Source organism: Jeotgalibacillus sp. 10bf12 (assembly GCF_055597105.1).
This window is the reverse complement of record NZ_CP200276.1, coordinates 3,305,510-3,319,985: the sequence shown is the minus strand read 5'-3', so window position 1 is coordinate 3,319,985 and position 14,476 is coordinate 3,305,510. Positions and strand designations below refer to the sequence as shown.

Genomic DNA, 14,476 nt, shown 5'->3' with positions numbered 1-14,476 from the left:
GGGCGAAATTCCTATACTGTGAACCTCTCAGGTCTGATACAATTAATACAAGAATTTGTTATCGACCGGGGGGATCGTATGTTCAATCAATGGTTAAATGAAATGCCCGGTGCGCTGCTGGGTCTGTTAAATCCAGTGCTGATCATTGGCGTGATCGCAGCAATTGCTGCAGGAACTGTCAGATTGAAAAGAGAACGCAGGGACGTCAGAACAGCGGTCAAACCGTGGTACATAGAATTACTCAGTTTTTTTGGTGTTTCTCTGGCAGTTGGACTTGTTTTATCAGCTGTCATCAGCGGAGCTGGGATCGTAATTGATACATTCTGGATTTATGCAGTCAGTCTCGTCATGATTTTAGCTGCAGTCACAGGCCAGTTCAGACTTTTATCTGCAGGGTTTTTATTTCCTTTTGTGCTCGCAGCAATCATTGGTCTCGATCGTTTTAATGTAACGCTTCCTGACCTGGTGCCTTCATTGCCTGAAGTATTTACAGCTGCAGGAATCCTTATGGGGTTACTGCTGATTGCTGAAGGGCTAATGATTCAGCTGAACTCAGTCAAACAGACGTCACCCCGCTTAGTACGGACGCCACGCGGGATGAAGGCAGGCGCATTTTTTACTAAGAGAATCTGGCTTGTACCATTACTGATTCCTGTACCAAATGGACTGATTAATGAAGCAGGCTGGTGGCCGCTCATCGGTTCAGGTGATACGTTCTCGCTGCTGATTTTCCCGGCTATACTCGGTTATCAGTTAACGGTTGTCCATGACCTGCCAAAAAGTATCTTACAGTCAACCGGTTCTCAGGTAGTATGGCTTGGCGTACTTTCTGCTGTAATCGCAGCGGGTTCGCTCTGGGCACCATATCTGATCTACGCAGCGTTTGGCATCGCTTTTGCTGGCAGACTGTTCATTCTGCTTAAAACACGTGCAGTCTGCAGAAAATCCGGCTTTCACTTTCTGAACGGAGACAAGGGCGTCATGATTATTGATGTGCTTCCTGACACGCCGGCTGCAAAAATGGGTCTGGCACGTGGTGAAATGGTTCATAAGGTGAATGGTATTGTCGTCAGGAACGAGCGTGAATTTTATGAAGCGGTTCAGAAAAGCCGTGCGCACACTAAGCTTGAAGTGTACAATCATGCAGGCGAAATCCGCTATACGCAGGCTGCCTTGTATGAAGGTCAGCACTATCAGCTTGGTTTGATTTTAATTGAAGATCGTAAACGTGAGACAGCCTGAGTAATCGGGCTGTTTTTATTTTGGCCCAGCTGCATCGAATAATGAGAAAGATGATTGAATAAATTTGATTGATGATAGATAAAAGTTAAAAGGTGTAAGAATGAACTATATGCAAAGCGGCTGAGGCTGAATTGACAATAAACCTGATCGAATAAAATAAAAGGTGATGGAATAACAATCAAAGGTGACTAAATAAAACAACCTCCCCGCTCTCCACCCAAATCCTTTAGCAAAATTTTCACATATTATGTATTGTACTTTACACACTGTGAATGCTACGATTAGCTAAAATTAACGGGGTGAGCTTATGGGGATTCATCATTATTTTAAAAGTTTATCGGATATGGAAAAGCTTTACCGCTGTCCCGGCAAGTTTAAATACAATGAACACACAGTTGCCGCTCATTCATTTAAAGTGACAAAGATTGCCCAGTTTCTCGGAACAGTTGAAGAGCACCACGGTAAAACCGTCAATTGGAAAAACCTTTACGAGAAAGCGTTGAATCATGATTACCCTGAGATTTTTACGGGTGATATCAAAACGCCGGTTAAATACGCATCCTCTGAACTAAACCGTCTGTTCAGTGAGGTTGAGGAGGAAATGGCGCACCGGTTCGTGCAGACAGAATTTCCTGAGGAGTATCAGTCGATTTACCTTGCGCGTTTTAAAGAGGGGAAGGATCGCACGCTTGAAGGGAGTATTTTATCTGTCGCGGATAAAATTGATCTGCTGTATGAATCATTTGGTGAAATACAAAAAGGAAACCCTGAGCCGATCTTTCTTGAGATCTATCAGGAGGCATTATCCACCATCCTGAAGTTCAGCGAAATGACGAGCGTGGCGTTTTTCCTCGAGAGTGTGCTGCCTGATATGCTCGCTGAAAAGTTTATTCCTCACTCAGAATTAAGCAAAATAACGGAAAATCTTATTGCAGCATCAAAATGAGTTCAGTATGATTGTATCGTGAGGTGATGAAATGGGCACAAAAATTCTAATGGCCATGTTTCTTCCAGCATTACTCGTTATCCTATTTACCCGAATCACATACAGCCGCACTATTGCAATGCTGCTGACCATTGCACTGATTGCCGGCTCTTCTTATAAAGGCTATACAGGCAGCTGGTATGTCATCATTGTCGATGCAGCTTCACTGACACTCGGTCTCTGGTACGTCAACCGATATATGAAGAACTACACAGAAAAACAGCGCGGAATCGCATAGATTCGGCGCTGTTTTTTATTGGGATAGTGGAGTTGTCGCTTTGTATACTGAGAATCTAGCAATCCCCGCCGCCAGAATGTATTGATCCGTCCTCCAACATGTCTCAAACCCTCTCAACCACACCACTAAAAACCCACCGGGAATGTATGTTCGCTTTTTGCTGTTATTTTTAATCTCATGGTGGTAAACTAGTTGAGACAATTAATTTGCTTAAAACCCTGTTTCATTTCATCATAAAGGGTATGAATATAGAAGAAGGTTTTATCGGAAAGATTTATAGGAGGCGTTGAAAGAATGGTGCAGGAATTTGATTTGCAATCAAAATATCAGCCGGCGGGGGATCAGCCTGCTGCAATTAAGAAGCTTGTAGAGGGTGTTGAAAAGAAGAAGCGGCATCAGACACTGCTTGGTGCGACTGGTACAGGGAAGACCTTTACGGTTTCGAATGTTGTACAGGAAGTGAAAAAACCAACGCTGGTCATTGCCCATAACAAAACGCTTGCCGGACAGCTTTATAGTGAGTTTAAAGAGTTCTTCCCAAATAACGCTGTTGAATATTTTGTCAGCTATTATGATTATTATCAGCCTGAAGCTTACGTGCCTCAGACCGATACGTTTATAGAAAAAGATGCAAGCATCAATGATGAAATTGATAAGCTGCGTCACTCAGCGACATCTTCACTGTTTGAGCGTGATGATGTCATTATTATCTCGTCCGTTTCATGTATTTATGGCTTAGGTTCGCCGGAAGAATATAAAGAACTCGTTGTTTCACTTCGTGTCGGAATGGAAATTGAACGGAACCAGCTGCTTAGAAGACTCGTTGACATTCAGTATGAGCGCAATGATATTGCTTTTACCCGCGGAACGTTCCGTGTGCGCGGGGATGTAGTTGAAATCTTCCCTGCTAAAAATGATGAGCACTGTATTCGCGTAGAGTTTTTCGGTGATGAAATTGACCGGATCAGAATGGTGGATGCCCTGACAGGCGAAATTCTTGGTGATCGCGATCATGTGGCAGTATTCCCGGCATCCCACTTCGTCACGCGTGAAGAAAAAATGCGTGTCGCAATTGAAAACATTGAAAAAGAGCTTGAAGAACAGCTGAAGATCATGAAGGAAGAAGATAAGCTGCTTGAAGCGCAGCGCCTTGAACAGCGTACGCGCTATGATCTTGAGATGATGAGGGAGATGGGCTTTTGTTCAGGGATTGAGAACTACTCAAGACACCTGACACTGCGCGAAGCAGGTGCAACGCCTTATACACTGCTGGATTACTTCCCGGATGATTTTCTTTTAGTCATTGATGAATCACACGTAACGCTCCCTCAGGTACGCGGAATGTATAACGGGGACCAGGCGAGGAAGAAAGTGCTTGTAGATCACGGCTTCCGTCTTCCTTCCGCGATGGATAACCGCCCATTGAAATTTGATGAATTTGAAAAGCATGTGCATAATGCCATTTATGTATCAGCAACACCGGGTCCATACGAAATGGAGCACACTGATGAAATGGTTGAGCAGATCATTCGTCCAACCGGGCTGCTAGATCCAACCGTTGAAATCCGCCCGAGTGAAGGTCAGATTGATGACCTGCTTGGTGAAATCCAGGAGCGGATTGCGAAAAATGAACGAACGCTGATCACAACTCTGACGAAAAAAATGTCTGAGGATCTTACTGATTATCTGAAGGAAATCGGCATTAAAGTTCAGTATCTCCATTCAGAAATAAAGACGCTTGAGCGGATTGAAATCATCAGAGATCTGCGGGTTGGTAAATATGATGTGTTAATCGGAATCAACCTTTTACGTGAAGGACTGGATATTCCTGAAGTGTCACTTATTACAATTTTAGATGCGGATAAAGAAGGCTTCCTCCGTTCTGACCGTTCATTGATCCAGACAATGGGCCGAGCTGCACGTAACTCAAATGGTCACGTCATTTTATATGCAGATAAAGTGACTGACTCTATGTCGCGTGCGATGGAAGAGACAGCGAGAAGACGTGAGAAACAGATTGCTTATAATGAAGAACATGGCATTACACCTGTTACGATTAATAAGGAAATCCGTGATGTGATCCGTGCAACGCACGCGGTTGAAGAAGCGGAAGAATATGTATCACCTGCTGAGCAGATGAAGAAGATGTCTAAGCAGGAACGTGCGAAAGTCATTGAGTCAATGGAGATTGAAATGAAGGAAGCAGCACGTGCGCTTGATTTTGAAAAAGCGGCTGAGCTGCGTGACCTCGTTTTAGAACTGAAAGCGGAAGGATGACCTGACTATGGGTAAAGATCAGATTATTATACAGGGCGCCCGCGCTCATAATCTTAAAAATATTGATATAAAAATTCCGCGTGACAAACTCGTTGTGATGACAGGTCTTTCAGGATCAGGTAAATCATCACTCGCATTTGACACGATTTATGCGGAAGGGCAGAGACGGTATGTTGAGTCGCTCTCTGCTTATGCAAGACAATTTCTCGGCCAGATGGATAAGCCGGATGTCGATACAATCGAAGGATTATCACCGGCGATTTCAATTGATCAGAAAACAACCAGCAGAAACCCGCGTTCAACAGTCGGAACTGTTACTGAAATTTATGACTACCTCCGATTGTTATTTGCACGTGTCGGCAGACCGGTCTGTCCTGATCACGGCATTGAAATCACCTCACAGACAGTTGAACAGATGGTAGACCGGATTTATGAATATCCTGAACGCACCAAGCTCCAGGTTCTTTCACCACTTGTTTCAGGACGTAAAGGAACCCATGCAAAAATTCTTGAAGACGTGAAAAAGCAGGGGTATGTACGTGTACGTGTGAACGGTGAAATGATGGATATCGGTGATGACATTGAGCTTGATAAAAATAAAAAGCATTCCATTGAAGTGATCATTGACCGTATTGTCGTAAAAGAAGGTGCTGAAGCACGTCTGGCAGATTCACTCGAAGCTGCACTGAAGCTTGGAGACGGGAATGTCATTGTGGATGTCATTGGTGAAGAGGAAATCAAATTTAATGAACATCACGCCTGCCCGATTTGCGGCTTTTCAATTGAAGAGCTTGAGCCGCGTATGTTCTCATTCAATTCGCCGTTTGGTGCCTGCCCCGAATGTGATGGTCTGGGGACAAAGCTTGAAGTTGACCTTGAGCTTGTCATTCCTGACTGGAGCCTCACGCTGAATGAGCATGCGATCGCACCATGGGAGCCGACGAGCTCTCAGTACTACCCATCGATGCTAAAAGCAGTTTGCGACCATTATGAGATTGATATGGATACTCCGGTTAAGGATATCCCTAAGAAACAAATGGATAAAATTCTTAAAGGGTCCGGCCGTGACAAAATCTACTTCCGCTATGAGAATGATTTTGGTCAGGTCCGTGAAAATAAAATAAATTTTGAGGGTGTACTGAAAAACGTAGAGAGACGCTTCCGCGAGACGAGCTCAGATTATATTCGTGAGCAGATGCAGAAATATATGGCACAGCATCACTGCCCAAGCTGCGAAGGTCACCGTCTGAAGCGTGAAAGCCTCGCTGTAAAAGTACAGGATCTTCATATTGGACATATTACTTCTTTTTCAATTGAAGAAGCAAAAGAATTTTTTAATCGTGTAGAACTGACTGAAAAAGAAATGCAGATTGCCCGTCTGATCTTAAGAGAAATCAATGAGCGTCTGACGTTCCTGATAAACGTTGGACTCGACTACCTGACATTAAGCCGTGCAGCCGGAACACTCTCAGGCGGGGAAGCCCAGCGGATCAGGCTTGCAACCCAGATCGGCTCTCAGCTGACAGGTGTTCTCTACATTCTGGATGAGCCTTCTATCGGCTTACACCAGCGTGACAATGACCGTCTGATTGAAACGCTGAAAAATATGCGTGATATCGGTAATACATTAATTGTTGTTGAGCATGATGAAGATACGATGCTTGCTGCAGATTATCTGATTGACGTTGGGCCTGGTGCAGGTGTGCATGGCGGTGAAATTGTTGCAGCCGGTACGCCGAAGCAGGTAATGAAAAGTACTAAATCACTGACGGGTCAGTATTTATCAGGAAAGAAATTTATTCCGCTCCCGGCAGAACGAAGAAAGCCTGATAAAAAGAGACAGCTTGAAATCAAAGGGGCAAAAGCGAATAACCTGAAGGAAGTGGATGTAAAAATTCCGCTTGGTGTTTTTACATCTGTCACAGGTGTATCCGGTTCAGGTAAAAGTACGCTGATCAACAGCATCCTGCACAAGTCGCTCGCTCAAAAACTTCACCGTTCAAAGGTAAAGCCTGGAGAGCATAAAGAAATTAAAGGGATCGATCAACTTGAGAAAGTAATCGATATTGACCAATCTCCAATCGGCAGAACGCCGCGTTCGAACCCGGCAACTTATACAGGTGTGTTCGATAATATCCGTGACGTATTTGCGACAACAAATGAAGCAAAAGTGCGCGGGTATAAAAAAGGCCGCTTCAGCTTTAACGTTAAAGGCGGACGCTGTGAAGCATGCCGCGGAGACGGGATTATAAAAATTGAAATGCACTTCCTGCCTGATGTTTATGTACCGTGCGAAGTATGTCACGGGAAACGCTATAACCGTGAGACGCTTGAAGTGAAATATAAAGGAAAAAATATCGCAGACGTTCTTGAGATGACAGTAGAGGACGGACTCTCATTTTTTGAAAACATCCCAAAGATCAGCCGTAAACTGCAGACGATTGTAGACGTTGGACTTGGTTATATCACACTTGGTCAGCCTGCAACAACGCTTTCCGGAGGGGAAGCCCAGCGTGTGAAGCTTGCTTCAGAACTGCACAGACGTTCGAATGGTAAGTCAATGTATATTCTCGATGAGCCGACAACAGGTCTTCATGTAGATGATATTTCCCGCCTGCTGAATGTATTGCAGCGTCTGGTTGACAATGGAGATACCGTGCTGATTATCGAGCACAACCTCGATATCATTAAAGCATCTGATTATATCATCGACCTTGGACCTGAAGGCGGTGACCGTGGTGGGACCATCCTTGCCTGCGGAACGCCTGAAACGATTGCTGAAGTGAAGGAATCTTACACTGGAAGCTATCTGAAGCCGGTCCTTGAACGTGATCGCAGCCGTATGGAAGAAAAGATGGCTGAGCGCACTGGAGAAAAAGTGAACGCTTAAAATCGTACCCGGGTTTCAGATGAATATCAGACCTGAGACGGGTGATCAGTTCCCGGCTTTCTGTCATGCTTGAATCAAATGAAACTTTTATTCAGGTTAATCGTATAATAGGCAGCACGTTCAAAAATTGTAGTGACAATTTCAAACAAGAGGAGAGTGTCAAATACATGGAAAACGAACGCAAGAGAATCTTAAGCATGGTAGAAAAGGGAACAATCACGGCCACTGAAGCATTAACCTTGCTCGAAGCACTCGAAAAAGACGGTTCTAAATCAACGGGAGATTCAGCTACTTCTGCTCATAAAGAAACAACTTATGAACAGCAGAGCCGTTCTTCTCACAAGACAAGCAGTGAATCACACAGCCAGTCACACAGCGAATCCGGCAGCCAAAGCAGTCAGAAAAAAGAATTTCCATTCAATCTTGATGAAATGATCAATGATCTTTTCGGTACAATCGAGAAAAAAGCATCGGAATTCTCGACTGAACAGACTAAGAAGCATAAGCGTCAGCAGCAAAAAGACAAAATGACAGACTTTGTTCAGACTGCATTTGAAAAAGTAAAAGGGCTGGACCTGGAATTTAACATGGGACCTTCACTTGAATTCAAGCACGTATTTGAGTCTGAAAAAGCAGAGCTCATTGATATTGAAGCGAGCATTTCAAACGGTAAACTGACGATTCGTCCATGGGATGAAGATTTTGTCAGAGCTGAGTGTAATGTAAAAGTATTCAGATCAGATGATGAACTGAAAGCGAAGCAGCAGCTGAAGGATTCAGTGATTTTCAATACGAATTTCAAAAAACTGCGTTTTGTATCAGACCTGAAGATGATGAGTCTGGATACTATCTTATATGTACCAAAAGCAAGCTACGAGAGATGGGATATCCGTCTGTTCAACGGCAAGTTTCAGTCTGAAGGCGGGAACGTGAATAAAGTCAAAGTCCGGACAGCGAACGGAAAAATTGAGCTTTCTAATATGCTTATTGAAAAAGCAGAGCTTGAAACGGCTAATGGCGGGATTAACGTTGAAAATACACGCGCGGACCTGATTGAAGCAGAATCAGTAAACGGTAAAGTAAATGTTGAAGGTGCACTTGATGAAATCGATGCACAGTCTGTAAACGGAAAGATTGTCTGCAGCACATCAAGTTCATCAGCAAGACGCATCGAAGCCAAGTCACTTGCAGGTCCGATTGAAATCAATGTGCCTGATTCAGTGTCACTGGATGGTACGCTCAGAACAAACTTTGGCAAGCTGAAAGTGGACTTCCATGAGATGGACCATTTGGAAGAGCGCGAGGAAATGATGCAGCGTAGACTAAATTTCAGAAAAGACCGCGAAAACGCATCTAAGCTGTATATCACAGCAGATGCAAAAACCGGTTCAGTTACTGTTAAATCATATTCAAAAAAGAATGAAACCAACGCTTAACAGATTCGTCTAAATAGATGACCAGGATTCACACATTTAAAAACAGCCCAAGGCGCGTCCCCCCAGACTAGCGCATTGGGCTGTTTTGTATGTTGGAAATGTATGGACGGGTCGGGAACTTGTACCAATTATCTGGAGAGTTGTCGCAGTCAGAGACCGACTTGTATCGATACACCCGGGAACTTGACGCAATCGACCCATCCATTTGTATCATTCCGCTCAAAAGAATGACTGATCCACACCCTCTTTATGCCCTTAACAAACCAAAAGCCTTTTTCCTAAGTGCAGGAAGACCGCATTCTATCCACCACACTCTGCACCAAAAATGTTTTCGAACCCTCACATCATGGTATAGTACAATAAATACATAAGGCGGGTGAGGCAGATGGAGACGTTTATTAACCGGATCATGTGGTTTGGTTTCAGTACGGTTGGTGCGGCATTTCTTGGGACAGGCGTATTGTTTGTTGTGCTGGCATTGTTTACGCAAAGTACTGATATTATGGGCTTGTTTAAGTGGATTCTGCTGATTTTCAATTGGGGCGTCGGGGGCATCAGCCTGCTGATCTCGATTGCAATTCTGGCAATTGGCCTGAAGCTGAGGTTTTCTTCAGGAAAAGATAATCCGGAAGTATCAAACGCAAATTAAAAAGACGTCAGGGGATTCAAAACCCTGACGTCTTTTTAGTTTGCGTTATGATTTAATGATCGCTTCAAATCCGGCTTTCTTTAATGCAGCTGCCTGTTTTTCAGCGTTCTCTATTTTAGAAAAGGCGCCGGTTTGAACGTAAAATGTATGCTGTACAGTTTTTCCGAGATAAGCGAGTACGCCTGACGCGATGGCTTCACCACACGTTTTCCTATAGGCGTCACTTGCGAGCAGCTGCTTTTCCTGACGATTTGTCATGAATCCGCACTCCACTAAAATTGCAGGCATTTTTGTCTCGCGCAGCACGTGAAAGTCAGCTGTTTTGATGCCTCTGTCAGGTCGTTTTGCACTGTTAAGGAGATGCTGATGGACCGTTTGGGCGAGTTTTTTCTCTTCAACGGAATAAAGTGAATGGATATACGTCTCGATTCCCTGGACGCCATTCCAGATGGATCCGCCGAAGGCATTTGCGTGAATGGAAACATAGAGGTCTGCCCGACCGTTGTTGGCGAGATCTGTTCTTGCTGTGAGCGAGACGTCATGATCATCGCGGTGCGGAGTGAGTACGGTGATGCCTGCCTGAAGTAATACTTTTTTAGCAGCAAGGGCTGCCGCTTTATTAAATGCGTACTCATTCATTCCATCCGGACTTCTTTTACCCGGCGTGTTATAGCTGTGTCCTGCATCAATACATACAATTGGCATCATGATTCTCCTTTGTAAAATGATTTTTGCTTTCGCTAAAGAGATCGTATTTGATCTGAAAATCAGACACCTTTTCAAAAATGTTTCGGTTTTCTAATGTAGTGCTTCATTTTTCAAAGTGCTACAATAGACTGTATGTGAGATAAGCAGGGAGGGTCATGATGGCTAAAGTAACGACGAATGAAATTATTGAGAAGTTCAAGATGGAGCTCGTGAGCGGGGAAGAAGGTATTCACCGTCCGATTACGACGAGTGATATTTCAAGACCGGGTCTTGAGATGGCAGGTTATTTCAGCTATTATCCTGCTGAACGGATTCAGCTGCTCGGACGGACGGAGATGTCTTTTTATGAGCTGCTGTCGACTGATGAAAAGAAGGACCGGATGAGGCAGTTATGTACAGATAATACGCCGGGCATTATTCTGTCGCGTGATATTGAAGTGCCACGCGAACTGATTGAGGCGTCTGAGGTTAACCAGGTGCCTGTGATGAGAACGCCTGTTAAGACAACGCGTTTTTCAAGTCGCCTGACAAACTTTTTAGAGAGCAAGCTTGCCCCAACTACGGCATTGCACGGTGTACTTGTAGATATTTATGGTGTTGGTGTATTGATTACGGGTAAAAGCGGCGTCGGTAAAAGTGAAACGGCGCTTGAGCTTGTAAAGCGCGGTCATCGCCTTGTTGCAGATGACAGCGTTGAGATTCGCCAGGAGGATACAGATACCCTGATCGGCTCTTCACCTGAGCTGATTGAACATTTACTTGAGATCAGAGGGCTTGGCATTATTAATGTGATGACACTTTTCGGGGCTGGTGCTGTACGCAGTCATAAGCGCGTAACACTTGTCATTGACCTTGAGATCTGGGATCGGACAAAGCAGTATGACCGTCTTGGACTCGATGAAGAAACGATGAGAATCATTGATACAGATATTACGAAGATCACGCTTCCGGTTCGACCGGGCCGAAATCTGGCTGTCATTATAGAAGTGGCTGCGATGAATTTCCGTCTGAAAAGAATGGGCATGAATGCAGCAGAGCAATTTTCGAACCGTCTGAATGACATTATTGTAGACGGAGACCATGACGATATTTAATTCAGGAGGAAACAATATGATGTTATTAACAGCCCAGCCGATCGATCCGGTTGCCTTCAGCATCGGCCCGCTCAGTGTGGCCTGGTATGGACTGATTATCGGAACGGGTATTGTGCTCGGTTACCTGCTTGCGAACCGTGAAGCAGACAGGCTTGGCATGCCAAAGGATATGTTTGCTGACCTGTTGATCTGGGCAGTGCCAATTGCGATTATCAGTGCGAGAATTTATTATGTTATTTTTCAGTGGGATTATTTCTCACAGAACCCGGGTGAAATTGTTGCGATCTGGAACGGCGGAATTGCGATTCACGGTGCGCTGATCGGCTCAGTCGCGACCGGATATGTTTTTGCAAAACGAAAAGGTCTTTCATTCTGGAAGATTGTCGATATTGCAGCACCGAGTATTATCTTAGGTCAAATGCTTGGACGCTGGGGGAACTTTATTAATCAGGAAGCACACGGCGGAGAGGTGTCACGCAGCTTTCTTGAAGGACTGATGATTCCTGACTGGATCATCAATCAGATGTATATTGAAGTAAACGGAAGCTTTGCCTATTATCACCCGACATTCTTATATGAATCAGTCTGGAACTTTGTCGGGCTTATTCTGTTACTTTTACTGAGAAAAGTAAATCCGCTCAGAGGAGAAATCTTCCTGAGCTATGTCATCTGGTATTCTGTTGGACGTACATTTGTGGAAGGGCTGCGTACAGACAGCCTGATGCTTACTGAAACGATAAGGGTCGCACAGGCGATTTCAATTCTGTTAGTCATTGTTGCAGTCGGGCTGATTCTTTACCGCAGATTTGGACAGGGGATTAAAACGCGTTACGCTGATAAACGAAATTAGGTGAATAAAATGAATCAACAGACGTTGAAAGACGGCTTAAAGGCAGGACTGAATACGACGTGGACGCTCGGGAAAATCATTTTCCCGATTACGTTTATCATCACGATTCTGCAGTTTACACCTGTCCTGCCGTTTATCACGGAGCTGATTGCCCCGTTTATGGGTTTATTTGGCCTTAGCGGTGAAGCAGCTGTTCCGCTTGTTTTAGGAAATCTGTTAAATTTATATGCCGGGATCGCCGGAATTTTATCGCTTGAAATGACCGTGAAAGAAGTTTTCATCATTGCAGTTATGCTTTCTTTTTCGCACAACCTGTTAATTGAAACGGGGGTGGCGCTGAAAGTTGGCGTGAAGCTGTGGGTGATTTTGCTCGTAAGACTTGGTCTTGCTTTTACATCAGCAATTGTCATTAATCTTGTATGGAGCGGTGGCGGTGAGATTGCACAGTACGGAATGGTACCTGTCAGTGAGCCTGATGTGAGCGGCTGGGGTTCGATCCTGCTGCTTGGGCTTGAAAAAGCAGCATTCGGTGTCATGCAGCTTGCGCTGATTGTCATTCCACTTATGATTGTCATTCAGATTATGCGTGACCTCAAATGGCTTGATGTCTTCTCACGCTGGATGGCACCTGTCACAAGAGGACTCGGCATGAAAGAGAATACGTCGATGACACTTGTTGCCGGACTTACGATCGGTCTTGCCTACGGGGCAGGGGTGATGATTAAAGCAGTCCAGGAAGACGGTGTCAGTAAAAAGGATGCCACACTTGCATTTATTTTTCTGGTAGCCTGTCACGCCATTGTCGAGGATACATTAATCTTTATTCCGCTTGGGATTCCGATATTGCCGCTGCTTTTGATCCGTGTCATTACAGCGGTCTTATTAACGATTACAGTGGCAGCGATCTGGAACCGCGCGGAGAGGAGAGAACCAAGCTATGAACAAACGCATTGATACCGTGCTATTTGATCTTGATGGCACATTAATTAATACAAACGAGTTAATTATTTCTTCATTTATGCATGTGATGGATCACTATTATCCGGGTGAGTATACCCGGGAGGACGTCCTGCAGTTTATGGGACCGCCGCTCGTTGATTCATTTCAGGCGTTAAATCCTGAAAAAACACAGGAAATGGTCGACTTTTACAGAGAATATAATTTTAAAGTACATGATGAACTTGTCACTGCATTTAACGGTGTGGATGAGACGGTAAAAGCACTGTATGAGCGCGGCATTAAAATGGCGATTGTTTCAACAAAGCGTCATGATATGGTGGTAAAAGGGTTAAAGCTCATGAACCTTGATCAGTATTTTGAAGTTGTAATCGGTCTTGATGATGTGGAGCATGCAAAGCCACATCCTGAGCCGCTGAATAAAGCGCTGAAAGCACTCGGTTCAACTGCTGATCAGGCCATTATGATCGGTGATAATCACCATGATATCGAAGGTGGTCATAACGCGGGAACAAGAACTGCAGGAGTTGCATGGACCTCTAAAGGAAAAGAGTATCTTGCAAAGTACAAACCTGACTTTATGCTTGAAGAGATGAATGACCTGCTGAAAATCATTGAGGAGAGCGGCTCATGAGAAGAACAAAGCGTTATCCTGTAGAAGGGTCTAATTCGCTTTGGCAGCTTTATAAAACCGTACCCTTTATAAAAGTGGCCTGGAACTTTGCCGTACTGCAGACTGCGCGTTATACCCCGTTTATCAGTGTGAAAAACTGGATGTACCGGAAGCTGCTGAGAATGCAGGTTGGTGAAAAGACGGCATTCGCACTGATGGTTATGCCGGATACACTTTATCCAGAAATGATTAAAGTAGGAAAAAATACAATAATCGGCTATAATTCAACGATTTTAGCGCATGAATATCTGGTGGAGGAGTACAGGCTCGGGGAAGTCGTGATTGGTGACAATGTCATGATCGGGGCGAACTCGACTGTATTACCGGGTGTTGTCATTGGAGACGGGGCAGTTATTTCAGCTGCCACACTCGTTCACCGGGACGTGCCTGCCGGTGCATTTGCAGGCGGAAATCCGATGCAGATTATAAAAATGCCCGAACAAAAAGAGCAGAAGGATTAGATCCTCTGCTCTTTTT

The 14,476-nt window shown here is 44.5% G+C and carries 13 protein-coding genes; 12 read left to right on the top strand and 1 reads right to left on the bottom strand.

What is annotated here, in order from left to right; genetic code table 11:
* The first annotated feature begins 78 nt into the window (after positions 1–78).
* The 7 genes from DH10bf12_RS17400 to DH10bf12_RS17370 all read left to right on the top strand — a co-directional run bounded on the left by DH10bf12_RS17400 (position 79) and on the right by DH10bf12_RS17370 (position 9,717).
* Positions 79–1,242: a hypothetical protein gene (locus DH10bf12_RS17400; protein ID WP_471736473.1), complete on the top strand. Its 1,164-nt coding sequence runs from the start codon at positions 79–81 to the stop codon at positions 1,240–1,242.
* 307 nt (positions 1,243–1,549) lie between these two features.
* Entirely contained in the window at positions 1,550–2,188 is a 639-nt protein-coding gene (locus DH10bf12_RS17395) for an HD domain-containing protein (RefSeq protein WP_471736472.1), read from the top strand.
* A 31-nt stretch (positions 2,189–2,219) separates the two neighbouring features.
* Complete coding sequence (locus DH10bf12_RS17390; protein WP_404404778.1) at positions 2,220–2,465, top strand: CsbA family protein; 246 nt, start codon at positions 2,220–2,222, stop codon at positions 2,463–2,465.
* Positions 2,466–2,759: 294 nt separating this feature from the next.
* Entirely contained in the window at positions 2,760–4,742 is a 1,983-nt protein-coding gene (gene uvrB, locus DH10bf12_RS17385; RefSeq protein WP_471736471.1) for an excinuclease ABC subunit UvrB, read from the top strand.
* A gap of 7 nt (positions 4,743–4,749) precedes the next feature.
* Positions 4,750–7,632, top strand: a complete 2,883-nt coding sequence (gene uvrA / locus DH10bf12_RS17380) for an excinuclease ABC subunit UvrA (RefSeq protein WP_471736470.1) — start codon at positions 4,750–4,752, stop codon at positions 7,630–7,632.
* A gap of 167 nt (positions 7,633–7,799) precedes the next feature.
* A complete protein-coding gene (locus DH10bf12_RS17375) occupies positions 7,800–9,068 on the top strand; it encodes a DUF4097 family beta strand repeat-containing protein (protein WP_471736469.1) in 1,269 nt (422 codons plus the stop codon).
* A 385-nt stretch (positions 9,069–9,453) separates the two neighbouring features.
* The gene (locus tag DH10bf12_RS17370; RefSeq protein ID WP_404404770.1) at positions 9,454–9,717 is read left to right on the top strand and encodes a hypothetical protein; all 264 of its coding nucleotides are present in this window, start codon (positions 9,454–9,456) and stop codon (positions 9,715–9,717) included.
* A gap of 45 nt (positions 9,718–9,762) precedes the next feature.
* Here the strand turns inward: DH10bf12_RS17370 and DH10bf12_RS17365 are convergent, their stop codons facing one another.
* Positions 9,763–10,422, bottom strand: a complete 660-nt coding sequence (locus DH10bf12_RS17365; RefSeq protein ID WP_471736468.1) for an N-acetylmuramoyl-L-alanine amidase — start codon at positions 10,420–10,422, stop codon at positions 9,763–9,765.
* Between the two features lie 161 nt (positions 10,423–10,583).
* Between DH10bf12_RS17365 and hprK the strand changes: the two genes are divergently transcribed.
* The 5 genes from hprK to DH10bf12_RS17340 are packed head-to-tail and all read left to right on the top strand — an operon-like array spanning position 10,584 to position 14,460.
* Positions 10,584–11,519: an HPr(Ser) kinase/phosphatase gene (hprK, locus tag DH10bf12_RS17360; protein WP_471736467.1), complete on the top strand. Its 936-nt coding sequence runs from the start codon at positions 10,584–10,586 to the stop codon at positions 11,517–11,519.
* Positions 11,520–11,538: 19 nt separating this feature from the next.
* Positions 11,539–12,369, top strand: coding sequence for a prolipoprotein diacylglyceryl transferase (gene lgt / locus DH10bf12_RS17355; protein ID WP_471738264.1), 831 nt, complete (start codon positions 11,539–11,541; stop codon positions 12,367–12,369).
* A 9-nt stretch (positions 12,370–12,378) separates the two neighbouring features.
* Positions 12,379–13,323, top strand: a complete 945-nt coding sequence (locus DH10bf12_RS17350) for a nucleoside recognition domain-containing protein (protein ID WP_471736466.1) — start codon at positions 12,379–12,381, stop codon at positions 13,321–13,323.
* Positions 13,307–13,960, top strand: a complete 654-nt coding sequence (gene ppaX / locus DH10bf12_RS17345; protein ID WP_471736465.1) for a pyrophosphatase PpaX — start codon at positions 13,307–13,309, stop codon at positions 13,958–13,960. Before DH10bf12_RS17350 ends, ppaX begins: the two co-directional genes overlap by 17 nt.
* Complete coding sequence (locus DH10bf12_RS17340; RefSeq protein ID WP_471736464.1) at positions 13,957–14,460, top strand: acyltransferase; 504 nt, start codon at positions 13,957–13,959, stop codon at positions 14,458–14,460. The genes ppaX and DH10bf12_RS17340 overlap by 4 nt, the downstream gene beginning before the upstream one ends.
* The last annotated feature ends 16 nt before the right edge of the window (positions 14,461–14,476 follow it).